Source organism: Rhizobium sp. BK112, assembly GCF_014193215.1.
Lineage (GTDB): Bacteria > Pseudomonadota > Alphaproteobacteria > Rhizobiales > Rhizobiaceae > Rhizobium > Rhizobium anhuiense.
On sequence record NZ_JACHYZ010000004.1, the window covers coordinates 249,089 to 271,675 of the forward strand.

Sequence of the window (22,587 nt, forward strand, 5' to 3'; positions counted from 1 at the left end):
CGCTTCAGTCTTTGACATGCACTGGATGCGCCGGAGGTATAGAATAAAAAACTTATAAAGGAAAACGGCCGGAATCGCTTCCGGCCGTCGAATTCAGAAGAGAATCGTCGATTATTCGTTGATCAGCCGCTTCAGAAGCTCGACTTCGTGCGAAAGCTTGGTGTCTCCCGAAATCAGTTCCTCGATCTTGCGCACGGCATGCAGCACGGTCGTGTGATCACGACCGCCGAAACGGCGGCCGATCTCCGGGAAGGAGCGCGGCGTCAGCGTCTTCGACAGATACATGGCGATCTGGCGCGGCTTGACGATGACGCGGGTGCGGCGGTTCGAGACCAGTTCCTGGCGCGAGACGTTGTAGTGCCTGGCGACGATGCGCTGGATATCCTCGATGCGCACCCGGCGGGGCTCGCCGGAGCCGACCAGATGGGCGAGCAGTTCGTCCACGCGCTCAATCGACAGGTTCGGCTCGAAGGAGCGGCGGAAGACCAGCTGGTTGAAGGCGCCTTCGAGTTCGCGGCCGCTGGCCGTGACGTTGCGGGCGACATGCTGGAGCAGTTCGGCCGGAATTTCGAGTGATGGATCTTCGAGCCGGGCTGCAGCAAGGCGACGCCTGAGGATTTCGAGACGCATCTCGTAATCCGGCGCGTCGAATTCGATCGCGACACCGCCCTGCAGGCGCGAACGGACGCGGGGATCGAGCGACTCCAGCTCCCAGGGCGCACGGTCAGCAGCAACGACGACCTGCTTGGCGCTGTCGAGCAGCATGTTGAGGAGATGGCAGAATTCATGCTGGATCATCTTGCCCTGCAGGAACTGCATGTCGTCGATGATCAGGAGATCGATGTTGCGCAGCGAATCCTTCAGCGTCAGCGCATCATTGTCGCGGATTGCGGTGGCGAAGCGCCACATGAAATATTCGGCCGTCAGATAGACGACGCGCAGCGCTCTCGGGTTCTGCACCGCCGCATTGGCGACCGCCTGCAGCAGATGGGTCTTGCCGAGGCCGACCGTCGAATGGATGAAGAGCGGATTGAAGCGCACGGCGCCGGAACCGGCTTCCGCGATCGTCTTGGCAGCCGCAAGCGCGACCCGGTTCGAGCTGCCTTCCACGAAGGTATCGAAGGTGAAGCGGCTATCGAGCGGCGAGCCAAAGAGCGGCGAACCGAAGCTTGCGGGCCTTGCCGCAGCAACAGCCGACACCGCCTGCTGGACGGCCTGACCGGCCGGCTGGGCGCTCGTCGGGCGGCGCATCTGGGGGGCAACGACCGGCTCGGGCTGAACCGCCTCGTCGAGCGCCTTGGTGCCGCTGCGCGTTGCCGTGCGCACCAGGACTTCGATCTTGAGAATTTCCGGGTCCTCGGCCTGGAACAGACCGGTGATGAGATCGAGATAACGATTGTTGATCCACGACTTCAGGAAGGTCGTGGGAACCGAGAGACGAACGACGCTCTTCGATACCGAATGCAGCTTCAGCCTGGCGAACCAGCTGGCATAGACGTCAGGACCGACCTGGGCCTTCAAGCGCGCGCTGACGCGCTCAAACAAGATGCTGTGCTTCATGTCCGCCTTTGCTTCCCCCACTTCCAGGCGAATGGTGCCGAACGTCTGCGGTGCCGCATCCCCATTGTCGAGCCCGCCCGTCGTCATCGTATTCATGTGCATAATGCCGCCTTTCAATTCCACCGGGCGGCTTCCGCTAAAATAGCCGCCCGATCATTCCCCGCTTTGGCGGGCTGACGGCATCCTCATGAAGCCGCTCACCTGCCGGTTCACTCAAACACTGCCCCCGAAGGGACCGGCAACAGAATTCCGTTGCAGGGACCGCATTCATGCGGAACCTTCAGCGGCTTTCCGTGCCAGGCTGGCGGTCGATCCTCGTTTTCGGCCGACCAGCCCGAACGCAATATCACTTTAACCCTCTCCTGCGGTCTCGCCTTAAACGTGTGGCCGCTGAAGGCACAAAACATCTCCGCTCCGTAACAGCCACGTTACGGCCCAAATCCGTCAAGTGCTTGAAAAAACGGAAACGCAATGCTCCGTAACAAAGGGCACAAACTTATCGCCCTGCCGACGTGGCAGTTAAGACCGAGCCTCTGCAGGTGATGTCCGCGCCCTTTGTTGAAAGCCATTTAGGCAGGATCAAAAGGCAATATCAACGATGAATTTTACGCAAAATTAAGAAGCGGCCATTGACTCCGCCTGCCCTTTTCGGGCGTCACACCAGCGTCAAAAAAGAATCGCTTTTGAATCAAGGAGATTCCCCGTTCGGGCTATTTTGACACGCATGGAAAGAAAAAAAATAAAAATCTTCTTGACTCACCCCTGACCCCGAAAGCGTGGGGTAGAGTCGCGCGGCGTGAAAGCATCCTAGCGCAAGCCATTGTTTTTAAACAATTTTTCCTGTCATGGCACTGACACGAAACAGTCGTGAGATTAACCATGCAGGGGCTGATTGGCGGAATCGAAAAAGCCCGGTAAAATTACCGGGCTAATCATAAAGAGGAAGTCGTTAAAGGAAGATTATGCGGTCGTGGTGACCGAAAGAGCCTTCACACGAGCAGCCAGGCGCGAAACCTTGCGCGATGCCGTATTGGAGTGCAGCACACCCTTGCTGGCGGCGCGGGCAAGCTCGGGCTGAGCCGCCAGGAAAGCTTCCTTCGCCTTGGCGGCGTCACCGGATGCGATGGCCTCTTCGACCTGGCGAACGAAAGTACGAACGCGCGAGCGACGAGCCTTATTGACGTCGGTACGGCGGGCGATCTTGCGGGTCGCTTTTTTCGCCGAAGTTGTATTGGCCATGGATGCCTCTCTCAAGAATTCGAACAAACTCCGCCATTACCGCGGGCCCTGCGGCCACAAAATCCAGCAATGCGGGAGCAATCGCGGAAAACCAAACCGGCTTTCCGAACCGTGGGCGGGCATATAACTCTAAAGCCGGCCCACGTCAACGCGGATTTTCAAGCTTTACCACCGGCAAGCGCCGAAAAACATTCAACGGTGCGTAAAAGCCGGTTTGCGCTTCTCGACGAAGGCCGCCATGCCTTCTTTCTGGTCGTCGGTGGCAAAGAGACTGTGAAACAGCCGGCGCTCGAAACGCAAGCCCTCCTCCAGCGTCGTCTCGAATGCGCGGTTGACTGCCTCCTTGGCCATCAGGACCGAGGGACGCGACAGCGAGGCGATCTTTTCGGCCGCGGCAAAAGCCTCGTCGAGCAGACGCTCGGGCGCCACCACACGCGAAACGAGTCCCGATCGTTCGGCTTCCGCCGCATCCATCATCCGGCCGGTCAGGATGAGGTCCATCGCCTTCGCCTTGCCGACGGCGCGGGTCAGCCGCTGCGACCCGCCCATGCCGGGAATGACGCCGAGGGTGATTTCCGGCTGGCCGAACTTCGCCGTCTCCGAGGCGATGATGAAATCGCACATCATGGCGAGCTCGCAGCCGCCGCCGAGCGCAAAACCGCTGACGGCAGCGATGACAGGCTTGCGCGCCTTGGCGACATCATCCCAGCCGCTGATGAAATCACTCTTATAGATGTCGGCAAACTGAAGCGCCTGCATTTCCTTGATATCGGCGCCGGCGGCAAAGGCGCGCTCGGAACCGGTGAGCACGATCGCGCCGACCGTCTCATCGGCGTGGAAGCCGGCATAGGCCTCCTTCAGCTCCTTCAGCACGGTGGAGTTCAGGGCATTCAGCGCCTGCGGACGGTTCAGCGTGACGAGGCCGACATTGCCTCGGGTTTCGACGATCAGGGTCTCGTAGGTCATGCTGTTCTCCCGGTTTCTCACTCTTACTTCTGGCAGGCGGCGCAATAGAAGGTGGAGCGACCCGCCTGGACGATGCGGGCGACCGTACCGCCGCAGCCGGGCGTGCGGCAAGTCTGACCTTCGCGATCGTAGACGGAGAAGGAATGCTGGAAATAGCCGAGCGATCCGTCGGTCTGGATATGGTCACGCAGCGACGATCCGCCGGCCGCGATCGCATCGGCGATGACGTCGCGGATCGAGGCGACGAGCAGGTCGAGCTGCGCCTTCGGCCTGCCGGCCGCCGTCACCAGCGAGCCGGCGGCGCGGACCGGCGAAAGATGCGAGCGCCACAGCGCCTCGCAGACATATATATTGCCGAGACCGGCAATGTTCTTCTGGTCGAGCAGCGCGCTCTTCAGCGGCTGCGCCTTGTCGCGGAAGCGTTCGGCGAGATAGGCGGCGCCGAGTTCGTTTCCCGTCGGCTCCGGGCCGAGATCGCGGAAGAAGGGATGGGCGGCAAGATCGGCCCGCCCCACCATATCCATGAAGCCGAAACGGCGCGGATCGTTATAGACGACGCGGCGCGGGCCGCTTGCACCCTGCAAATGGAAGACGACGTGATCGTGTTTCTCGTCCTTCGAGCGGGCATGATGGAATTCGCCTGGCGCAGCGGAGGCAACCCCCTCCTCGATGCGGCCCTCCTCGATGCGAAAGGAACCGGACATGCCGAGGTGGGAAATCAGCGTGTTGCCGTCGTCGAGGTCGACCAGCAGATATTTGGCGCGGCGGCCAAGGCCGACAATAGTGCGGCCGGAAACCCTGTCGGCGAAAGCGTCGGGAAAGGGGAAGCGCAGATCGCCGCGCCGCAGTTCCAGCCTGGTGATGCGCGTGCCTTCCATCGCCGGCGTCAGGCCGCGTTTCACCGTTTCGACTTCTGGCAATTCCGGCATCTTAACCCATCTATATCTAACGTGTTTCAACCGACGACGATGTGCGCTATAGCGCCAGTGTGCCGCGGAGAACGCGGTCCATAGATAACGTCGCGCACGGTCTTTCGCTATGGCCGCCGCGCCTGAATCTTCAGGAATGGAGCAGTCTGATGTCAGAAAGCCGCACTTCCGCCGATGGCGGCATGGAGACCTCCTACGGCTTCCGCGAGGTGCCTGACGGCGAGAAGCAGGGCCTGGTCAACCAGGTGTTCCACAAGGTCGCCAAGCGCTACGACATCATGAACGACGTCATGTCGATGGGCATGCACCGCGCCTGGAAGGATGCGATGATTTCGGCGCTGAACCCGCGCAAGGAGCCGGGTTACAAGGTGCTCGACGTCGCCGGCGGCACGGGTGATATCGCCTTCCGCATCGTCGAGGCTTCGGGCCGGCAGGCGCATGCCACCGTGCTCGACATCAACGGCTCGATGCTCGGCGTCGGTGCCGAGCGGGCGGAAAAGAAGAAGCTTTCCGGCAATCTCACCTTCGTCGAGGCGAATGCCGAGGAACTGCCTTTCGAGGCCGGCAGCTTCGATGCTTATACGATCGCCTTCGGCATCCGCAACGTGCCGAGGATCGACGTCGCGCTGTCGGAAGCCTATCGCGTCTTGAAACGCGGCGGACGGCTGCTGGTGCTGGAATTTTCCGAAGTCGATATGCCGCTTCTCGACAAGATCTACGACGCCTGGTCGTTCAATGCCATTCCGCAATTCGGCAAGGCGATTACCGGCGATGCCGAACCCTACCAATATCTGGTGGAATCGATCCGCAAGTTCCCGAACCAGGAGAATTTTGCGGCCATGATCCGCCAGGCCGGCTTTTCGCGCGTCACCTACACCAATTATACCGGCGGCATCGCCGCTCTCCATTCCGGCTGGAAGCTCTGACGCATGACGGCGAAAAATGTAGAGCGGTTTTCGGATAGCGTCGCGCGAGAATCACACAGGACATGAGCACTTTCGGGGCATATTTCAGGCTCATTCGGGTCGGCTGGATTCTTGTGCGCGAAGGCGTGATCTCGGCGCTGCCGTCGGAGGGCCTACCGCCCCCGATCAGCCTTGCCAAATCCTTCGTCGGCGTGTTTGCGCGCAACCGCGCCAAGGCGATTGCCCGCAGCGACCGGCTGGCGCAGGCGGTCGAGCGGCTCGGCCCCTCCTATGTGAAGATCGGGCAGTTCCTGGCGACGCGGCCGGATGTCGTTGGCGTCGAATTTGCCAACGACCTGTCGCAGCTTCAGGACCGGATGGCCTTCTTTCCCTCGGCCGCCGCCAAGGCCAATATCGAAGGCTCGCTTGGACGGCCGATCGGCGAGCTCTATGCGAGCTTCGGCGAGCCGATCGCCGCCGCCTCGATCGCCCAGGTGCATCCGGCCGAGGTCGAGACATCGGCGGGCCGCAAGAAGGTAGCCGTCAAGATCGTGCGGCCGGGCGTGCGCCAGCGCTTCGCCCATGACATCGAGGCGATGTATCTCGTCGCCCATATGCAGGAGCGTTTCCTGCCGTTCAGCCGACGGCTGCGGCCGGTCGAGGTGACGAAGACGCTGGAGCAGACGACCAAGGTGGAGATGGATCTTCGCCTGGAGGCGGCCGCCCTTTCCGAGATCGCCGAGAATACCGAAAAAGACCCGGGCTTCCGGGTGCCGAAGGTCGACTGGGAGCGCACCGGGCGCGACGTCATCACCATGGAGTGGATCGACGGCACGAGAATGTCCGACGTCGAGGGCCTGCGGGCGGCCGGCCACGATCTCAACCTGCTTGCCGATACACTGATCCAGTCGTTCCTGCGCCACACGCTGCGCGACGGCTTCTTCCATGCCGACATGCATCCGGGCAATCTCTTCGTCGATGCCGACGGCATGATCGTCGCCGTCGACATGGGCATCGTCGGGCGGCTGGGCAAGAAGGAGCGGCGGTTCCTCGCCGAAATCCTCTACGGCTTCATCACCCGCGACTATATCCGCGTCGCCGAGGTGCATTTCGAGGCGGGCTATGTGCCCGGCCATCACAATGTCGAGAGCTTTGCCCAGGCGATCCGGGCGATCGGCGAGCCGATCCACGGGCAGCCGGCCGAGACGATCTCGATGGGCAAGCTGCTGACGCTGCTGTTCGAAGTGACCGAACTGTTCGACATGGCGACGCGGCCGGAACTGGTGATGCTGCAGAAGACCATGGTCGTGGTCGAGGGCGTGTCGCGCATGCTCAATCCGCGCTTCAACATGTGGAAGGCCTCCGAGCCCGTCGTCGGCGACTGGATCCGCACCAATCTCGGGCCGAAGCGGATCGCCACCGATATCAAGGACGGGCTGAAGGCGGCGGTCAAGCTCGCCGAAGCCGTGCCGGAAATTGCGGCGAAGACCGAAAAATTCCACCACCAGCTTCTGCATATGAGCGAGCACGGGCTGCGTTTCGATGCGCAGACGGCGGATGCGATCGGCAAGACCGAGGCGCGCCACAATCGCTCGGCCAGGATCGCGCTGTGGATCATCGCATTGACGCTTCTCTATATTGCCTGGATGCTGAGCTGACCGTCTGCCAAAAACATGCTGTGTTCGGCATTTGGGATATCCCATGTGACGGAGGGCTCGCTTAGTCTCATTTTCAAGGAGATAGGCACATGAAGCACGAACGCCTTGGCATCGAACTTTCCGGACGACCGCTCGGTTTTGCCGAGATGGTGACGATTGGTGCGGGCAAGGCTGCGATTTCGGCTTCGGCGACAGGCATGGCCCGCATCGCGATCGCCCGCGAGATCGTCGAGGATGCGATTGCCTCCGGCATGCCCGTCTACGGCTCGACGACAGGCGTCGGCGCCATGAAGGATGTGGAGTGGTCGGCCGACGAACTCGACACTTTCAATCTCGGCCTGGTGCGGGCCCATCATTTCGGCACCGGCACACCCTTTTCCTGCAACATCGTGCGCAATGCCATGGCGATCCGCATCAATACGGCGCTGACCGGCCAGGTCGGCTGCACGCCGGAGCTGATCGAGGCCTATATCCGGATGCTCGAGGCCGATCTCATCCCGGTCGTGCGCCGCACCGGCTCCATCGGCTGTGCGGATATCGGGCTGATGGGACAGATCGGCGCGGTGCTGACCGGCGTCGGCGAAGCGATCTACCGCGGCAACCGGATGCAGGCGGCCGAGGCCTTCCGGGCGGCCGGGCTGGAACCGATGCGGATGGCGCCGCGCGACAGCCTCGCCTCGCTCAGCATCAATGCAGTGAGCTTTGCCTCGGCGGCGGAAACAACGCGCAATGCCGCGGCCTCGATCCGCATCCTGCTGGCGACGGCGATGATGGCGGCCGGCGCGCTCGGCGCTTCCCGCGATCCCTGGAAGGCGGTCCGCCATGTCGGCACGGCGCGCGAAGCGCTGATCGGCGCCTGGCTCTGCAATGCCTCCGAGGAATGGAACTGGCCGGTCGCAACCCATGTGCAGGATCCGCTCAGCCTGCGCATGATCGCCCAGGTGTTCGGCGCGGTGATCGAAAACCTTTTGTCGACCGGCCACAAGATCCTTGCCGCCACCGGCCGCTCGGACGACAATCCCGTCGTCGTCGAGGGCCGGGTGATGACGTCGGGCGGTTCGCTGCCGCTCGATGTAACGATCCTGCTCGAATCGGCCGCGCTCTGCATGGCGCATGCGGCGCGCAACGCCTTCAATCGCTGCGTCATTCTTGGCAACGGCCAGCGGCGCGACCTGCCGGTCAATCTCGTGCCGCCGGGGCGGATCGCCACAGGTTTCGGGCCGATCATCAAGCTTGCCGGCGAGATCTTCTCGCGCGTGCTGTCGATGTCCAATCCTGTTTCGGCCCAGTCGCTGGTCGTCGCAGCCGGGTTGGAGGACGAGGCGGCCTTCCTGCCGCTCGTCATCGAGCGCTTCGACCGGCAGATGCGGGCGCTGAAACGCCTCGCAGCCCTCGAGGCGCTGCTGTCGGCTCAGGCGATCGACATACTCGGCGATGAACCGAAGGGTGTTGCCGCCATGCTCTACGAGGTCGTGCGCAAACATGCGGATTTCTATGTTGTCGACCGGCCGCTTTCGGCGGAAGTGGAGGCGATCGAGGAGGAGCTCGGTTCGGACGACTTCGTCTCGAAGCTGACCGAGCAGGTTCCGATCGCCTCCTTCGACGACTTCTTCGCCCTCGGCTCGCTGGAGCGTGTCGAAGAGCGGCTGACCCATCACGAGCCGGCAGCACTCTGATTTCAGTTTAGGGAGGAAGCGGCATGGACTTCGATCTCGTTCTGCAGGGCACGGTGGTGCTGCCGGACCGCATTCTTGAACAGGGCTATGTCGCCGTGCGCGACGGCAAGATCGCCGAGGTCGGCCTCGGCGTGCCGCCGGCGGGCCGCGAACGGCATTTGCTCGGAAAAGCGCTGATCCTGCCCGGCGCGATCGACGCGCAGGTGCATTCACTCTCGCAGAAAGACCAGGAGGATTTCATCTGGTCGACGCGCTCGGCGGCGGCCGGCGGCGTGACAACAATCGTCGACATGCCCTATGACGAGGGCAATCTCGTCTGCTCGGCTGCGGCGCTACAGCGGAAGATCGACCATGCCGGCCCGCAGGCGCGCGTCGACTTCGCGCTTTACGGCACCATCGATCCGGAAGAAGGCCCGGCTCGGATCCGCGAGATGGTGGAGGCAGGCGTTGCCGCCTTCAAGTTTTCGACCTTCGGCACCGATCCCAAGCGCTTTCCGCGCATTCCGCCGGCCCTGCTCGACGCCTGCTTTGCGGCGATCGCGCCGACAGGGCTGACGGCGGGCGTGCACAATGAAGACGACGAGGCGGTGCGAACCTATATGGAGCAGGTGAAGGCGAGCGGCATCACCGACTGGCGGGCGCACGGCCTGTCGCGGCCTGCGATTACCGAGCTGTTGGCGATGCACACGATCTTCGAGACGGGTGCGGCCACCGGCTGCCCGGCGCATGTGGTGCACTGCTCGCTCGGGCGCGGCTACGATATCGCCCGCGCCTATCGCCGCGACGGATTTGCGGCAACGGTCGAATGCTGCATCCACTACCTGACGCTCGACGAGGAAAACGACGTGAAGCGCTTGGGCGGCAAGGCGAAGATCAATCCGCCGCTACGGGCGCGCGCCGAGGTGGAGACGCTCTGGCGGAAGGTGGCCGAGGGCAATGTCTGGCTGGTCTCGACCGATCACGTCAGCTGGTCGGAAAACCGCAAGATCAATCCCGACATGCTCGCCAACGCATCCGGCGTTCCCGGCCTGGAGGTGATGGTGCCGCTGTTCGTCAAAGGCGCCACCGAGCGCGGCATTCCCCTGACATGGGCGGCCAAGCTGATGGCGGAGAACCCGGCGAAGCATTTCCGGCTCGAGCATATCAAGGGCGCGCTGGCACCGGGCAAGGACGCCGATATCACCGTGCTGGAGCCGCACGACAGCGTCTATGATGCCGCCGCGAGCGGCAACAACGTCGTCGGCTGGAGCCCCTATAACGGCATCCGCCTGCCCTGGACCGTCTCGGCCACCTATCTGCGCGGCGAAAAGATCGCCGAGGGCGGAAAGGTGCTGGCCGAGCCCGGCACCGGCCGGTTCGTGCGGCCGCTGCCGCGCCAGGTCATGGCAGGAACTGCCGCATGAGCCGCAATCTTCCCGTCAATGCCGGCCGGATCGCTGGCGATATCGAGGCGCTGGCCGCAATGACCGAGCCGGGGCGTCCCTGGACGCGGCGGGCCTTCTCGCCGCTCTTCCTCGATGGCCGGGCCTATATCGAAGCGCGGATGAAGGCGGCGGGACTGGAAACGCGGATCGATGCCGCAGGCAATCTGGTCGGCCGGCGGACAGGCCAGAAACCATGGCTCGGCACGATCATGATCGGCTCGCATTCCGACACCGTGCCGGACGGCGGCCGCTTCGACGGCATCGCCGGGGTGATCTCGGCGCTGGAGGTGGCGCGGGCGCTTGCTGAGCAGGATATCAAGCTCGATCACGATCTCGAAATCGTCGATTTCCTGGCCGAGGAGGTCAGCATCTTCGGCGTGTCCTGCATCGGCAGCCGCGGCATGACCGGCCAACTGCCGGAGGCCTGGCTTTCGCGCGTCAGCGACGGGCGCGACCTGGCCGAGGGCATCGCTGAGGTCGGCGGCAGGCCCGATGTGCTGATGCAGCAGAACAGGCCCGATATAGCAGGCTTTCTCGAGCTCCATATCGAGCAGGGTCCGGTGCTCGAAGCCGAGAGGCAGGATATCGGCATCGTCACCGCGATCTCGGGCATCACCCGGATCGAGATTACCGTCGAAGGGCGGGCCGACCATGCCGGCACGACGCCGATGGACCGACGGGCGGATGCGCTGGTGGCGGCATCGCAGCTGGTGCTCGACATCCGCAATGCCGCCGCAGAGCTTGCCAAAACGCCGGGGCATTTTGCAGCGACGGTCGGGGAATTCCGCATCGAGCCAAATGCCGCCAATGTCGTGCCGTCGAAGGTCACGCTGCTGATCGATGGGCGCGCGGAGATCCGCGCCGACATGGAGGCTTTCTGCCGCTGGCTCGACGGCCATGTCGAAAAGCTGGCAGGAGCCTACGGCGTGACGATCAAGACGCCGAACCGGGTTTCCGACAATCTGCCGACGCCAGGCGATGCCGGGCTGCTGTCGACACTGGAGGCGGCCTGCGAGCGGGTCGGCGCAAAAAGCCGGCGCATCGCCTCAGGCGCGGGACACGATACGGCCTGGATCGCCAAGGTGGCGCCGGCGGCGATGATCTTCGTGCCCTGCCGGGAAGGCCGCAGCCATTCGGCCGACGAATGGGCCGAGAATGACGATATCGCGCTTGGCGCCGCCGTGCTGTTCGAAGCGGTGCGCGAGATGGACACGAGCTTGAGGCAGGAGAGGACCGATGGGACGCATACTCGTTGAGAAGGACGTGGAAGCAGCCGTCAAGGGCGGCTCCGTCTATGCCGCCGGCGGCGGCGGCTGGGCCGATCATGGACGGATGCTTGGGCTTGCCGCCGTCAATGTCGGCAAGCCGGAGCTGGTCTCGATCGACGAGTTGCAGGATGAGGACTGGATCGCCACCGCGGCCGCAATCGGCGCGCCGGCCTCCACCACCCCCTGGGAAATGCAGGGCATCGACTATGTGAAAGCAGTGCAGTTGCTGCAGGAGGCGCTTGGGGAAAAGCTTTCCGGGCTGATCATCGGCCAGAACGGCAAATCCTCGACGCTGAACGGCTGGCTGCCGTCGGCCATCCTCGGCACCAAGGTGGTCGATGCGGTCGGCGACATCCGGGCGCATCCCACGGGCGACATGGGCTCGATCGGCATGGCCGGTTCGCCCGAGCAGATGATCCAGACCGCCGTCGGCGGCAATCGGGCGGAGAATCGCTATATCGAATTGGTGGTGAAGGGCGCGACGGCGAAGATCTCGCCGGTGCTGCGCGCCGCCGCCGATCAATCCGGCGGCTTCATCGCCAGCTGCCGCAATCCGCTGAGGGCTTCCTATGTCAGGAGCCATGCTGCACTCGGCGGCATCTCGATGGCGCTGGCGCTCGGCGAGGCGATCATCGCGGCGGAGAAACGCGGCGGATCAGCTGTCATCGACGCGATCTGCAAGACGACGGGCGGACATATCCTTGCCGAGGGGATCATCACTCGCAAGGACGTCGTCTACACCAAGGAAGCCTTCGACATCGGCACGATCACCGTCGGCACGGGCGAAAAATCGGTGACGCTGCATGTGATGAACGAATATATGGCCGTGGACGATGCGGATGGCGGGCGGCTTGCCACTTTCCCGGCCGTCATCACCACGCTTTCGCCGGAGGGCGAACCGCTCAGCGTCGGCCAGCTTCAGGACGGCATGCACGTCTTCATCCTGCATGTGCCGATGGACATCATTCCGCTCTCGGCAAGCGTGCTCGATCCAACCGTCTATCCCGTCGTCGAAAAGGCGATGGGGATCGAGATCGCACGTTATGCGCTGGCAACGAAAGCCTGAGCCATGGCGCGCGATCCCGGTCTCGAAGAACTGATGCGCGAGGAACTCGGCGATCGGCCGGGCCTTACCGAAAAATCCATGTTCGGCGGCTGGGCCTTCATCCTGAACGGCAATCTCCTCTGCTGCGCGCGCCATGACGGCATGCTGATCCGTCTCGGCAAGGGCAATGACGGCTGGGCGCTGGCATTGCCAGGCGTGATCCAGATGCTGTCGGGCGAGCGGGTGATGCATGGCTGGGTGCGCGGTGGTGCCGAGGTTTACGGCGACGATGCCCTGAGACGGCGTTTGCTCGATGCGGCACTTGCCTATGTGGAATCGCTGCCGAGTAAGTGACGATCGAAGGCAGAGCAAAACGAGGAACCCACGATGCCGAAGGCCAATCCACGTCATCCGAAATTTCCGATTCCCGGCGGGCCGGAGCTGCGCGCCAAGGGCTGGCGGCAGGAGGCGCTGCTGCGGCTGCTCGAAAACGTGCTCTCCGTCGGCGAGGATCCCGACAACCTCATCGTCTATGCCGCGCTCGGCAAGGCGGCCCGCAACTGGGCGGCCCACAAAGGCATCGTCAAGGCGCTGACCGAAATGGACGAGGACCAGACGCTGCTCATCCAGTCCGGCAAGCCGATCGGGCTCGTTCGGACGCATGCCAAGGCGCCGCTCGTCATCATGGCGAACTGCAATATCGTCGGGCAATGGGCAAAGGCCGAGGTGTTCTACGAGCTGCAGCGCAAGGGGCTGATCTGCTGGGGCGGGCTGACGGCCGGCGCCTGGCAATATATCGGCAGCCAGGGGGTCATCCAGGGCACCTACGAGATCTTCATGCGCATTGCCGAGCGGCGCTTCGGCGGCGATCTCCTCGGCCGCTTCGTGCTGACCGCCGGCCTCGGCGGCATGGGCGGGGCGCAGCCGCTGGCCGGCCGCATGGCGGGGGCGGCAATCCTCTGCGTCGACATCGATCCGGAGCGCGCCCGCAAACGCCAGCAGATCGGTTATCTCCAGGAAATCGCACCCGATCTCGATACCGCCCTGCAGATGATCGATGCGGCAGTGAGGGAGAAACGGGCGCTGTCCGTCGGGCTGGTCGGCAATGCGGCGGAGGTCTATCCCGAAATCGCCCGGCGCGGCATCGTGCCCGACATCGTCACCGACCAGACCTCGGCGCATGACCTCGTCTATGGCTACGTGCCGAAAGGCATGAGCCTCGATCAGGTCAAGGGCCTGCGCGACGATGGCCAGGGGCAATTGATGGCGGCAAGCCGCGCCTCGATCGTCGAACATGTGACGGCGATGCTGGAATTCCAGAAGAAGGGTTCTGAAGTCTTCGACAACGGCAACCTGATCCGCACGCAGGCCAAGGAGGGCGGCGTTGCCAATGCCTTCGACATTCCGATCTTCACCGAAGCCTATCTCAGGCCGCTGTTTGCCCGGGCGATCGGCCCCTTCCGCTGGATGGCGCTATCGGGTGAGGAGAGCGATATCGCCCGGATCGATGACCTGCTGCTCGAGATGTTCCCCGACAACAAGATCATCACCAACTGGATCCGGCTGGCGCGCGAGCATGTTCCCTTCGAAGGGCTGCCGGCCCGCATCGCCTGGCTCGGCCACGGCGAACGCACGGCACTCGCGAGGCGCGTCAACACGCTGGTTGCGAGCGGCGAACTGAGAGGCCCGGTCGCCTTCTCCCGCGACCATCTCGATGCCGGCGCCATGGCGCACCCGAACATCATGACCGAGCGGATGAAGGACGGCTCCGACGCGATCGCCGACTGGCCGCTGATCGATGCGATGATGCTCTGCTCGTCGATGGCCGATCTCGTCGTCATTCATTCCGGCGGCGGCGGCTATGCCGGCTATATGACGAGCTGCGGCGCCACCGTCATCGCCGATGGCACGGATGCCGCCGACGAACGGCTCGACCATGCGCTGACCAACGATACCGCACTCGGCGTCATGCGGTATGCCGATGCCGGTTACGAGGAGGCGCTGGATGAAGTGGCGAAGAAAGACGTGCCCTATCTCCGGCTTGGCTGATGTGCGGGAGCAGACATCCAGACCCTTTCCAGAATTATCAGGCATCAGGCAATCAGATTGGAGACCTCGAGGAGATTGCCGTCGGGGTCCCGGAAATAGACCGAGCGCAGACGTCCGGTCGCGCCGGTGCGTTCGACCGGACCCTCTTCGATCGCAACGCCTGAGGCCTGCAGATGCGTGATGACATCGGCGAGCGTCGTCTCGGCGATGAAGCAGAGGTCGCCGGAGCCGGCTGTGGGATGACTCGCCTTGGGATCGAATTCGCGGCCGGCCTGGTGCAGGTTGATCTTCTGCCGGCCGAATTTCAGCGCCTTGCGGCCTTCCGCGAAGGTTTCGACCGACATGCCGAGGATGCGGGCATAGAAATCGCAGGTGATGGCAATATCGGCGACGGTCAGCACCAGATGGTCGAGGCGGTCTATGCGGATCATGCTGTTCTCCTCGCGAGGTGCTTTGCAAGACAGGCGGAGACAAAGGCCAGCGCCAGCATGGCAAGCGTGAAGATAACGACGGCGGTCCAGCCTTCAACCGCGAAGAACCAGCCGCCCGCCGAACCCATCAAGCTGGAGCCGACATAATAGGCAAGCATATAGAGCGATGAGGCGTGGCCTTTGGTGCCATGCGCCAGCCTGCCGACAAGGCCGCTGGCGATGGAATGGCTCATGAAGAAGCCGGTGGTGAGCACGATGATGCCGAGGATGATGACCGGGAGCGAGGCAAAGAGCGTCAGCGCGCTGCCGGCGGCGGTGAGTGCCAGACCGAAGAGAAGCACGGAAAAATGGCCGATCCGGTCTCCGAGGAGGCCGCCGATCGAGGAGGCGCCGATGCCGAAGAGATAGACGGTGAAGATCAGGCCGAGTTCGGTCTGGTTGAGGCCGTAAGGCGGCGCCACGAGGCGGAAGCCGGCATAATTATAGATCGTCACGAAGGAGCCCATCGCCAGGAAGGCGATGGCGAAGAGGAAGGGCAGCGCCGGACTGCTGAGATGGCCGCGCCACGCGTTGAGATGAAAGCGCGGATCGAAGCCCGGCCGGCGGACGAAATTGCGTGACGGCGGCAGCAGGGCGATGAAGCCGATCGCAGCGGCAAGGCCGATGGCGCCGATCAGAAAGAGCGCCGGACGCCAGCTGAAATATTCGGCGAAGATACCTGTCAGCACGCGGCCGGACATGCCGCCGAAGGCCGTGCCGGCGACATAGAGGCCCATGGTGGTGCCGAGGCCGCGCGGATCGATTTCCTCGGCGAGATAGGCCATGGCGACGGCCGGCACGCCGCCGAGAACGAGGCCCTGCAAGGCGCGGATGACAAGCAGCAGGTGCCAGTTCGGGGCAAAAGCGGTGGCAATGGTCAGCAATGCCGCGCCGACCAGCGATATCGACATCAGGCTGCGGCGGCCAAGGCCTTCCGAGACGGCGGCAGCACAGACGATGGCAAGTGCCAGGAAACCGGTGGAGAGCGAGAGGGACAGCGAGCTTTCGGCCGGGCTGACGGAGAACTCCTGCGAGAAGATCGGCAGCAGCGGCTGGACGCAATAGAGCAGCGAGAAGGTGGAGAAACCGGAAAGGAAGAGCGCCAGGCTGGCGCGGCGATAGGCGCCGGTTCCACGCGCGAGATAGTGCTTCTGCCCTGGGGTCGCTGATATCTCGGAGGTCTTTAATACATGCGCTGACGTCGGCATCTCTTCATCCTTCCGGTCTCCGATCTAGTCAACGCCGCTCCATTTGTCCAATATATGAAACTGGCGATTTCGATAGGTTTTGGAGATGACGATGGAGTTGCGGCACTTGCGATATTTCCTGGCGGTGGCGGAGGAAGGCAATTTCACCCGTGCGGCCGCCAAGCTCGGCATCGGGCAGCCGCCGCTCAGCCAGCAGATCCGCGATCTGGAGAGGGAAGTGGGTGCGGCGCTATTTCACCGCGTGCCGCACGGCGCCGAATTGACGGCGGCGGGCGCTGCCTTCCTCGGCGAGGCAAAGGCGTCGCTGGCGGCTGCGGAAAAGGCAAAGCTTGCGGCGCAAAGCGCCAATCGCGGCGAGACCGGCCGGCTGTCGCTCGGCTTCACCGCATCCTCCGCCTTCAACCCCGTGGTCAGCGCGACGATCCGACGATTTCGTGCCCGCTGGCCCGATGTCCGGCTGGCGCTGACGGAAATGAATACGCTGGCGCTGATGCAGAAGCTGGAAGGCGGCGAGCTCGACGCCGCCTTCATGCGCCCCAGCCTCGACGACCCCGCCGGCGTCCGGCTGCGGCGATTGCCGGATGAGCCGATGGTGATCGCCCTGCCCGCCAGCCATCCTCTGGCACGGCGCAGCAAACTGCCGCTTGCGGCACTGGCGGACGAACCTTTCATCCTCTTTCCCCGGCTCGTCGGCTTGAGCCTCTACGACGATGTCGTGCTGGCCTGCCGCAAGGCGGGATTCGAGCTGACCGTGGCCCAGGAGGCGCCGCAGATTTCCTCCGTCGTCAATCTGGTGGCGGCAGAGCTCGGCGTCTCGATCGTGCCGGCCTCGATTTCGCAGATCAGGCTCGAAGGCGTCGCCTACCGGCCGATCGAGGGGCCGCCGGCTGTGGCGCGCCTGGCGCTGGCAATGTTGAAGACACGTCGCTCGCCGGTCACCGAGAACCTGATGAGCCTGCTGAGCTAAAGCGCGTCGCGATCCTTCAGATTCGCTCTTCGCGCTTTAGAGCCTTTCCGGGTTAGATTGCAGCATTCTGCCGGAGCAGGTTTTCGTCAGGGCAGAGGCGATTGGCGAAGGGCATACCTCTTGGTACGGTCGAGCCGATCGCCTTTGCCCTGGCGGAAAGATGCCCGGCCCTTCGGGTTGGCTGAAACGGGCCGGCTGATCGACCGGCCGGCTTGGCCGTAGAGCTGGGCTACGACGCGCGCCGGCCGGTCGACCATCCGACTCCATTTGAGCCAACAGGAATGCTGCAATCTAACCCGGAAAGGCTCTGGTCTTTGTTCTTGCTCATGTCGTTTTGCAAAAGCGCTGCACACCTTTGCGCGACATGCTCTAGCCCGCCGGATCCCAATAGGGCGGATCGCCAAAACTCTTCTTCAGGTGATCGGCGATGGCGCGGAGCTTGGCGGAGGGGTTTCGGCCCTCGGGATGGGCCATGTAGATGAATTCGGCCTCCGGCTTGTGACCGACATCGATTTCGGCAAGCCGGCCTTCGCGAATGGCGGGGCCGGCGATGAAGGCGGGCAGCAGCGCGATGCCGAGACCGGCAATGGCGGCGTCGCGGAGCATGTCGCCATTGTTGATGCCGAGCGCCATTTTCGCACGGACGACGACCGCGCCCTCCGGCGTTTGGAAGCGCCAGTCGGCAACGCCGCGATTGGTATAGAAGATTCCGCGATGGCTGTTGAGATCATCAAGCGACGACGGCACTCCCTGGCGCGCGAGATAATCCGGCGAGGCGCAGACAAGACGGCGGCTGCGCGCGAGCTTCCAGGCGACCAGCCTGTTATCGGCGATCGGACCGTTGCGGATGATGGCGTCATAGCCGTCCGAAGCGGCATCGACGCGTCGGTCGTCAATATCGAGGGTGAGTTCGATCTCGGGATGTTCGGCAAGGAAGGGATAGAGCGCCGGGCCGAGATGCATGCGGCCGAAGGTGACCGGAGCGGCGATGCGGATCGGGCCGGACAGGCTTCCGCGCCGCTCCGCCATATCGGCCGCAGCCGCCTCGATCTCGCGCACGATGCGCGCGGCACGCTCCAGGAAGACCGCGCCATCCTCCGTCAAACTCAGCTTGCGCGTCGTTCGGTGCAGCAGCATGCCGCCGAGCGACTTCTCCAGCTCGGCCAGCCTTTCGCTGACGACGGATTTTGACAGCCGCAGGCGCCGAGCCGCCTCGCTGACCGAGCCCGCCTCGACGACGGCGACGAAAGCCGTAATACCTTCGATCCTGATCATCGTTCGGCTTTTCCGAATTCGAGTTCCCCAATCTGGAGACTAATCCGAACGAAAGGAAAATGCCATCTTCCCTTCATCGAAAGGGACGGCAGGGGCCGCCTCACCTCAAGATCAGGAGATGGAACCATGAACCGCTTGAACAACAAGGTCGCGATCGTCACCGGCGCAAGCTCCGGCATCGGCCGCGCCACGGCAAAGCTCTTCGCCGCCGAAGGCGCCAGGATCGTCGTCGGCGCCCGCCGCGAGCGTGAACTCGACAGCCTGGTCGCGGAGATCAAGGCAGAGGGCGGCGAGGCCATCGCCATTGCCGGCGACGTGCGCTCGGAAGATTATCACAAGGCGCTGGTCGCGGCCGCCGTGACGCATTACGGCAAGCTCGACATCGCCTTCAACAATGCCGGCACGCTCGGCGAAGCCGGCCCGAGCACCGCCGTTTCCGAAGCAGGCTTCAGCGAGGCGCTGGCGATCAACCTGACGGCCTCCTTCCTCGCCGCCAAACACCAGATCGGCGCGATGGTGGAAAATGGCGGCGGCTCGGTGATCTTCACCTCGACCTTCGTCGGCTACAGCTTCGCCTTCCCGGGCGTTGCCGCCTATGCCGCCAGCAAATCCGGCCTGATCGGGCTGACGCAGGCGCTTGCCGCCGAGTTCGGCCAGCAGGGCGTGCGGGTCAATGCCATCCTGCCGGGTGCTGTCGATACCGACATGTATCGGGACATGAACGATACGCCCGACAAACAGGCCTTCGTCACCAACCTGCATGCGCTGAAGCGCGTCGCAACTCCCGAAGAACTTGCCCGCTCGGTTCTCTACCTCGCCTCCGACGATGCGAGCTTCGTCACCGGCACGGCTTCGCTGGTCGACGGCGGCGCCTCGATCACCCGCACCTGACGAAAGCCAAGCGCGATGACCCGCTCCGGATTGTCGCGCCGCCTTTTCCGGAACATTCTCCCACTGACCCCGGGGCCGCGGCCCCACATCCGATTGAAGGAACGCATCATGTCACGTCTTCCGAACAAGACAGCCCTCATCACCGGCGGCACCAGCGGCATCGGCATCGAAACCGCCCGTCAATTCATTGCCGAAGGCGCCCGTGTCGTCGTTACCGGCAGCAGTGCCGCAAGCGTCGAAGCCGCCCGTCGCGAACTCGGCGACAAAGCGATCGTCATCCAGGCCGATGCCGGCGATGCGGCCGGCCAAAAGGCCGTCGCCGATACCGTGAAAGAGGCTTTCGGCACGCTCGACATCCTCTTCGTCAATGCCGGTGTCGCCGAATTCGGGCCGCTGGAACAGTGGAGCGAAGCCGCCTTCGACAGGTCGGTAGCGATCAATGTCAAGGGGCCGTTCTTCCTGATCCAGTCGCTACTGCCGATCTTTTCGAAACAGGCCGCGATCGTGCTCAATACCTCGATCAACGCCCATATCGGCATGCCGAACTCCAGCGTCTATTCACTGACGAAGGGGGCATTGCTGACGCTTGCCAAGACCCTGTCGGGCGAACTGATCGGCCGCGGCATCCGGGTCAACGCCGTCAGCCCGGGGCCGATCGCCACGCCGCTCTACAGCAAGCTCGGGGCGTCGGAAGCCGATTCCAAGGCGATGACCGCGCAGATCCAGTCCCAAATCCCTGTCGGCCGCTTCGGGAGCCCCAGCGAAGTCGCGAAGACGATCATCTTTCTCGCCTCCGATGAGGCTGCCTATATCGTCGGCAGCGAACTCGTCATCGACGGCGGGATGAGCAACCTCTGACCCCACGAAAATGGCGGCTGACGTCCATGAACGGGGCGGCATCCGCCGACTGCGGCCGATGCCTTTCGCCGCGCGATTGCATGTTCTCCGCCAAAGGCTTAGGGTCGGGGCCGGTCAGAAAAGGCGACGGGTAGAAAAAGCCATGGCTCTCAGCGGAAAACGCATCCTCATCATCATCTCGGGCGGCATCGCCGCCTATAAGAGCCTGGATCTGATCCGCCGGCTGCGCGAGCGCGGCGCCAGCGTGCGCCCGGTGATGACCCGCGGGGCGCAGGAATTCGTCACGCCGCTGGCCGTCGGTGCTCTGGCGGCGGACCATGTGTTCCTCGATCTGTTTTCGCGGCAGGACGAACAGGATATCGGCCATATCAGGCTGGCGCGCGACTGCGATCTCGTGCTGATCGCCCCTGCCACGGCCGATCTGATGGCGAAGATGGCGAACGGGCTTGCCGACGATCTTGCCTCGACCGTGCTGCTGGCAACCAACAGGCCGGTGCTTGCCGCACCGGCAATGAATCCGTCCATGTGGGCGCATCCGGCGACCCGGCGGAATGCCGCGATGCTCAGGGCCGACGGCATCCGCTTCGTCGGGCCGATGGCCGGCGAGATGGCGGAAAGCCGGGAGACAGGGCTCGGCCGGATGGCGGAGCCGCTGGAGATCGTGGCGGCCGCCGAAACCCTGCTCGACGACGGAGAAAAGCCGCTCAAGGGGCGCAAGGCAATCGTCACCTCAGGACCGACGCATGAGCCGATCGATCCGGTGCGTTACATCGCCAACCGCTCCTCCGGCCGGCAGGGACATGCGATCGCCGCAGCCCTTGCAAAGCTCGGGGCGGAGGTGACGCTGGTATCGGGACCGGTGACGATCGCCGATCCGGTCGGCGTCAACGTCATCCACGTGGAACGGGCCGAGGAAATGCGTGATGCGGTGCTTGCAGCACTGCCGGCCGACGTCGCCGTGATGGTGGCGGCGGTAGCGGACTGGCGCGTCGCCTCGGCGGCCGACCAGAAGCTGAAGAAACATCCCGGCGAATCCATTCCGACGCTGGCGTTGACCGAAAATCCGGACATCCTGAAAACCGTCGGCCATCATACGATGCGGCCGAAGCTGGTCATCGGCTTTGCCGCCGAGACGCAGGACGTGGAAAGCAATGCCAAGGCGAAGCTCGAGAGGAAGGGCGCCGACATGATCGTCGCCAATGACGTCTCTCCCGCCACCGGGATCATGGGCGGCAGCCGCAACAGCGTCAAACTCGTCCGCCGCGACGGCGTCGAGCAATGGCCCGACCTGGCGAAGGAAGAGGTTGCCGAAAGGCTCGCAGCGCTGATCGCCCAGCGGCTCCGCTGATCGCGAGCGGCTCAGCTAGCCGAGAGCGGCTCAGGCAGGAATAGCCAGGCGCTGCGGCTTGACCGCATTGCGCTTCTCCGGCCGGAAGTCGGCGACGTCGATGCCGTCTTTGCCGATGGTGACGGCGCTACCGTCCGGAATTTCCGCCCAAGCGTCGACATCATCGTTCAACGGCTCGGAGACGAGGCAATAACCGGCGCTGACGGGTGAGGCATAGAGCGTCGGCGCCTTGCGATCGGTGGCATAACGGATCGCATAGAGCGTGCTGCCATCGGAGAAGGCAGCGGTAAAGCGCAGCAGGATCGAGCCGATGACACTTTCGGCCAGATCCTCGACGACACCGATCATGTGAGCCATCGCGGCGATCGGCGCCTCGCGCAGACCGAACTGCAGCGCCAGCAGGAACATCAGCTCGGAATCGGTCGTGCCGCCGCGGGCATTGAACAGCTCATCATCGAGCATCGCCTCCATCGGCCGGCGCAGGCGCTCGAAGCCGGAGATCTGGCCGTTATGCATGAAGGACCAGGTGTCATGGGTGAAGGGGTGGCAATTGTCACGCCGCGTGCCGCCGCCGGTCGCAGCGCGGACATGGGCGAGGAAGAGCGGCGAACGGATCTGCCGCGCCAGGCTCTTCAGATTGCAATCCGACCAGGCCGGCAGGATATCACGGTAACGGCCGGGCTCGGGCCGGTCACCATACCAGGCGATGCCGAAGCCATCGCCATTGGTCGCCGTCTTGGCGCGGGTGGCGCAATGGGACTGCTCGATCAGGGAATGGGCAGGCGAGGATACCAGTTCCTCGAGATAGAGAGGGTCTCCACGATAGGCTGCCCAGCGACACATGGCTTTCT

At 63.7% G+C, this 22,587-nt stretch carries 20 protein-coding genes; 12 read left to right on the plus strand and 8 right to left on the minus strand.

The genetic code is table 11. From position 1 onward, the window contains the following. Positions 1-111: 111 nt before the first annotated feature. The 4 genes from dnaA to mutM all read right to left on the minus strand — a co-directional run bounded on the left by dnaA (position 112) and on the right by mutM (position 4,694). Complete coding sequence (gene dnaA, locus FHT75_RS13870; protein WP_047617290.1) at positions 112-1,662, minus strand: chromosomal replication initiator protein DnaA; 1,551 nt, start codon at positions 1,660-1,662, stop codon at positions 112-114. A gap of 858 nt (positions 1,663-2,520) precedes the next feature. Next, entirely contained in the window at positions 2,521-2,799 is a 279-nt protein-coding gene (gene rpsT / locus FHT75_RS13875) for a 30S ribosomal protein S20 (protein WP_003544819.1), read from the minus strand. A gap of 192 nt (positions 2,800-2,991) precedes the next feature. Continuing rightward, positions 2,992-3,765, minus strand: a complete 774-nt coding sequence (locus tag FHT75_RS13880; protein ID WP_063474778.1) for an enoyl-CoA hydratase — start codon at positions 3,763-3,765, stop codon at positions 2,992-2,994. A 23-nt stretch (positions 3,766-3,788) separates the two neighbouring features. Continuing rightward, positions 3,789-4,694: a bifunctional DNA-formamidopyrimidine glycosylase/DNA-(apurinic or apyrimidinic site) lyase gene (mutM, locus tag FHT75_RS13885; protein ID WP_063474779.1), complete on the minus strand. Its 906-nt coding sequence runs from the start codon at positions 4,692-4,694 to the stop codon at positions 3,789-3,791. 149 nt (positions 4,695-4,843) lie between these two features. Between mutM and ubiE the strand changes: the two genes are divergently transcribed. The 8 genes from ubiE (at position 4,844) to FHT75_RS13925 (ending at position 14,719) form a co-directional block, all read left to right on the plus strand. Then, positions 4,844-5,620, plus strand: a complete 777-nt coding sequence (gene ubiE, locus FHT75_RS13890; RefSeq protein ID WP_063474780.1) for a bifunctional demethylmenaquinone methyltransferase/2-methoxy-6-polyprenyl-1,4-benzoquinol methylase UbiE — start codon at positions 4,844-4,846, stop codon at positions 5,618-5,620. Between the two features lie 62 nt (positions 5,621-5,682). Then, positions 5,683-7,257, plus strand: coding sequence for a 2-polyprenylphenol 6-hydroxylase (gene ubiB, locus FHT75_RS13895; protein ID WP_183844895.1), 1,575 nt, complete (start codon positions 5,683-5,685; stop codon positions 7,255-7,257). A gap of 89 nt (positions 7,258-7,346) precedes the next feature. Next, positions 7,347-8,933, plus strand: coding sequence for an aromatic amino acid lyase (locus FHT75_RS13900; RefSeq protein ID WP_097543222.1), 1,587 nt, complete (start codon positions 7,347-7,349; stop codon positions 8,931-8,933). A gap of 23 nt (positions 8,934-8,956) precedes the next feature. Further along, a complete protein-coding gene (locus FHT75_RS13905) occupies positions 8,957-10,336 on the plus strand; it encodes a dihydroorotase (protein ID WP_132573741.1) in 1,380 nt (459 codons plus the stop codon). Then, positions 10,333-11,613, plus strand: coding sequence for a Zn-dependent hydrolase (locus tag FHT75_RS13910; RefSeq protein WP_183844894.1), 1,281 nt, complete (start codon positions 10,333-10,335; stop codon positions 11,611-11,613). Before FHT75_RS13905 ends, FHT75_RS13910 begins: the two co-directional genes overlap by 4 nt. Continuing rightward, entirely contained in the window at positions 11,594-12,691 is a 1,098-nt protein-coding gene (locus tag FHT75_RS13915; protein ID WP_132573745.1) for a DUF917 domain-containing protein, read from the plus strand. The genes FHT75_RS13910 and FHT75_RS13915 overlap by 20 nt, the downstream gene beginning before the upstream one ends. Positions 12,692-12,694: 3 nt before the next feature. Next, entirely contained in the window at positions 12,695-13,024 is a 330-nt protein-coding gene (locus tag FHT75_RS13920) for a TfoX/Sxy family protein (RefSeq protein WP_047617233.1), read from the plus strand. Between the two features lie 33 nt (positions 13,025-13,057). Continuing rightward, positions 13,058-14,719 carry a urocanate hydratase gene (locus FHT75_RS13925; RefSeq protein WP_132573747.1) on the plus strand — a complete coding sequence of 554 codons (1,662 nt, stop codon included), beginning with the start codon at positions 13,058-13,060 and terminating at the stop codon, positions 14,717-14,719. Positions 14,720-14,763: 44 nt separating this feature from the next. On the opposite strand, the gene FHT75_RS13930 is transcribed toward FHT75_RS13925, so the two are convergent. Both FHT75_RS13930 and FHT75_RS13935 read right to left on the minus strand, forming a co-directional pair. Then, the gene (locus FHT75_RS13930; RefSeq protein WP_025570552.1) at positions 14,764-15,150 is read right to left on the minus strand and encodes a VOC family protein; all 387 of its coding nucleotides are present in this window, start codon (positions 15,148-15,150) and stop codon (positions 14,764-14,766) included. After that, complete coding sequence (locus tag FHT75_RS13935) at positions 15,147-16,397, minus strand: MFS transporter (RefSeq protein ID WP_047617237.1); 1,251 nt, start codon at positions 16,395-16,397, stop codon at positions 15,147-15,149. Before FHT75_RS13935 ends, FHT75_RS13930 begins: the two co-directional genes overlap by 4 nt. 91 nt (positions 16,398-16,488) lie before the next feature. Here FHT75_RS13935 and FHT75_RS13940 point away from each other — a divergent pair, with 91 nt between their 5' ends. Next, positions 16,489-17,364: a LysR family transcriptional regulator gene (locus FHT75_RS13940; protein ID WP_047617293.1), complete on the plus strand. Its 876-nt coding sequence runs from the start codon at positions 16,489-16,491 to the stop codon at positions 17,362-17,364. 369 nt (positions 17,365-17,733) lie between these two features. On the opposite strand, the gene FHT75_RS13945 is transcribed toward FHT75_RS13940, so the two are convergent. Then, positions 17,734-18,639: a LysR family transcriptional regulator gene (locus FHT75_RS13945; RefSeq protein WP_047617239.1), complete on the minus strand. Its 906-nt coding sequence runs from the start codon at positions 18,637-18,639 to the stop codon at positions 17,734-17,736. Positions 18,640-18,765: 126 nt separating this feature from the next. Here FHT75_RS13945 and FHT75_RS13950 point away from each other — a divergent pair, with 126 nt between their 5' ends. The 3 genes from FHT75_RS13950 to coaBC all read left to right on the plus strand — a co-directional run bounded on the left by FHT75_RS13950 (position 18,766) and on the right by coaBC (position 21,736). After that, positions 18,766-19,530: an SDR family oxidoreductase gene (locus tag FHT75_RS13950; protein WP_025570545.1), complete on the plus strand. Its 765-nt coding sequence runs from the start codon at positions 18,766-18,768 to the stop codon at positions 19,528-19,530. 108 nt (positions 19,531-19,638) lie between these two features. Continuing rightward, on the plus strand, positions 19,639-20,388 hold the full coding sequence (locus tag FHT75_RS13955; RefSeq protein WP_183844893.1) for an SDR family oxidoreductase: 750 nt from the start codon (positions 19,639-19,641) through the stop codon (positions 20,386-20,388). A gap of 142 nt (positions 20,389-20,530) precedes the next feature. Continuing rightward, a complete protein-coding gene (gene coaBC, locus FHT75_RS13960; RefSeq protein WP_132573749.1) occupies positions 20,531-21,736 on the plus strand; it encodes a bifunctional phosphopantothenoylcysteine decarboxylase/phosphopantothenate--cysteine ligase CoaBC in 1,206 nt (401 codons plus the stop codon). Positions 21,737-21,766: 30 nt separating this feature from the next. Here coaBC and FHT75_RS13965 read toward each other — a convergent pair whose 3' ends face one another. Next, positions 21,767-22,579: a class II glutamine amidotransferase gene (locus FHT75_RS13965; RefSeq protein WP_132573751.1), complete on the minus strand. Its 813-nt coding sequence runs from the start codon at positions 22,577-22,579 to the stop codon at positions 21,767-21,769. Positions 22,580-22,587 lie beyond the last annotated feature (8 nt).

Excerpts from the sequence above, each read along its gene's own strand:
- rpsT (WP_003544819.1), bottom strand. The coding sequence starts at position 2,799 with ATGGCCAATACAACTTCGGCGAAAAAAGCGACCCGCAAGATCGCCCGC.
- coaBC (WP_132573749.1), top strand. The coding sequence starts at position 20,531 with ATGGCTCTCAGCGGAAAACGCATCCTCATCATCATCTCGGGCGGCATC.
- FHT75_RS13935 (WP_047617237.1), bottom strand. The coding sequence starts at position 16,397 with ATGCCGACGTCAGCGCATGTATTAAAGACCTCCGAGATATCAGCGACC.
- FHT75_RS13925 (WP_132573747.1), top strand. The coding sequence starts at position 13,058 with ATGCCGAAGGCCAATCCACGTCATCCGAAATTTCCGATTCCCGGCGGG.
- ubiB (WP_183844895.1), top strand. The coding sequence starts at position 5,683 with ATGAGCACTTTCGGGGCATATTTCAGGCTCATTCGGGTCGGCTGGATT.
- FHT75_RS13880 (WP_063474778.1), bottom strand. The coding sequence starts at position 3,765 with ATGACCTACGAGACCCTGATCGTCGAAACCCGAGGCAATGTCGGCCTC.
- FHT75_RS13920 (WP_047617233.1), top strand. The coding sequence starts at position 12,695 with ATGGCGCGCGATCCCGGTCTCGAAGAACTGATGCGCGAGGAACTCGGC.
- FHT75_RS13945 (WP_047617239.1), bottom strand. The coding sequence starts at position 18,639 with ATGATCAGGATCGAAGGTATTACGGCTTTCGTCGCCGTCGTCGAGGCG.
- FHT75_RS13900 (WP_097543222.1), top strand. The coding sequence starts at position 7,347 with ATGAAGCACGAACGCCTTGGCATCGAACTTTCCGGACGACCGCTCGGT.
- mutM (WP_063474779.1), bottom strand. The coding sequence starts at position 4,694 with ATGCCGGAATTGCCAGAAGTCGAAACGGTGAAACGCGGCCTGACGCCG.
- ubiE (WP_063474780.1), top strand. The coding sequence starts at position 4,844 with ATGTCAGAAAGCCGCACTTCCGCCGATGGCGGCATGGAGACCTCCTAC.
- FHT75_RS13910 (WP_183844894.1), top strand. The coding sequence starts at position 10,333 with ATGAGCCGCAATCTTCCCGTCAATGCCGGCCGGATCGCTGGCGATATC.
- FHT75_RS13915 (WP_132573745.1), top strand. The coding sequence starts at position 11,594 with ATGGGACGCATACTCGTTGAGAAGGACGTGGAAGCAGCCGTCAAGGGC.
- FHT75_RS13955 (WP_183844893.1), top strand. The coding sequence starts at position 19,639 with ATGTCACGTCTTCCGAACAAGACAGCCCTCATCACCGGCGGCACCAGC.
- FHT75_RS13905 (WP_132573741.1), top strand. The coding sequence starts at position 8,957 with ATGGACTTCGATCTCGTTCTGCAGGGCACGGTGGTGCTGCCGGACCGC.
- FHT75_RS13950 (WP_025570545.1), top strand. The coding sequence starts at position 18,766 with ATGAACCGCTTGAACAACAAGGTCGCGATCGTCACCGGCGCAAGCTCC.
- dnaA (WP_047617290.1), bottom strand. The coding sequence starts at position 1,662 with ATGCACATGAATACGATGACGACGGGCGGGCTCGACAATGGGGATGCG.
- FHT75_RS13930 (WP_025570552.1), bottom strand. The coding sequence starts at position 15,150 with ATGATCCGCATAGACCGCCTCGACCATCTGGTGCTGACCGTCGCCGAT.
- FHT75_RS13940 (WP_047617293.1), top strand. The coding sequence starts at position 16,489 with ATGGAGTTGCGGCACTTGCGATATTTCCTGGCGGTGGCGGAGGAAGGC.
- FHT75_RS13965 (WP_132573751.1), bottom strand. The coding sequence starts at position 22,579 with ATGTGTCGCTGGGCAGCCTATCGTGGAGACCCTCTCTATCTCGAGGAA.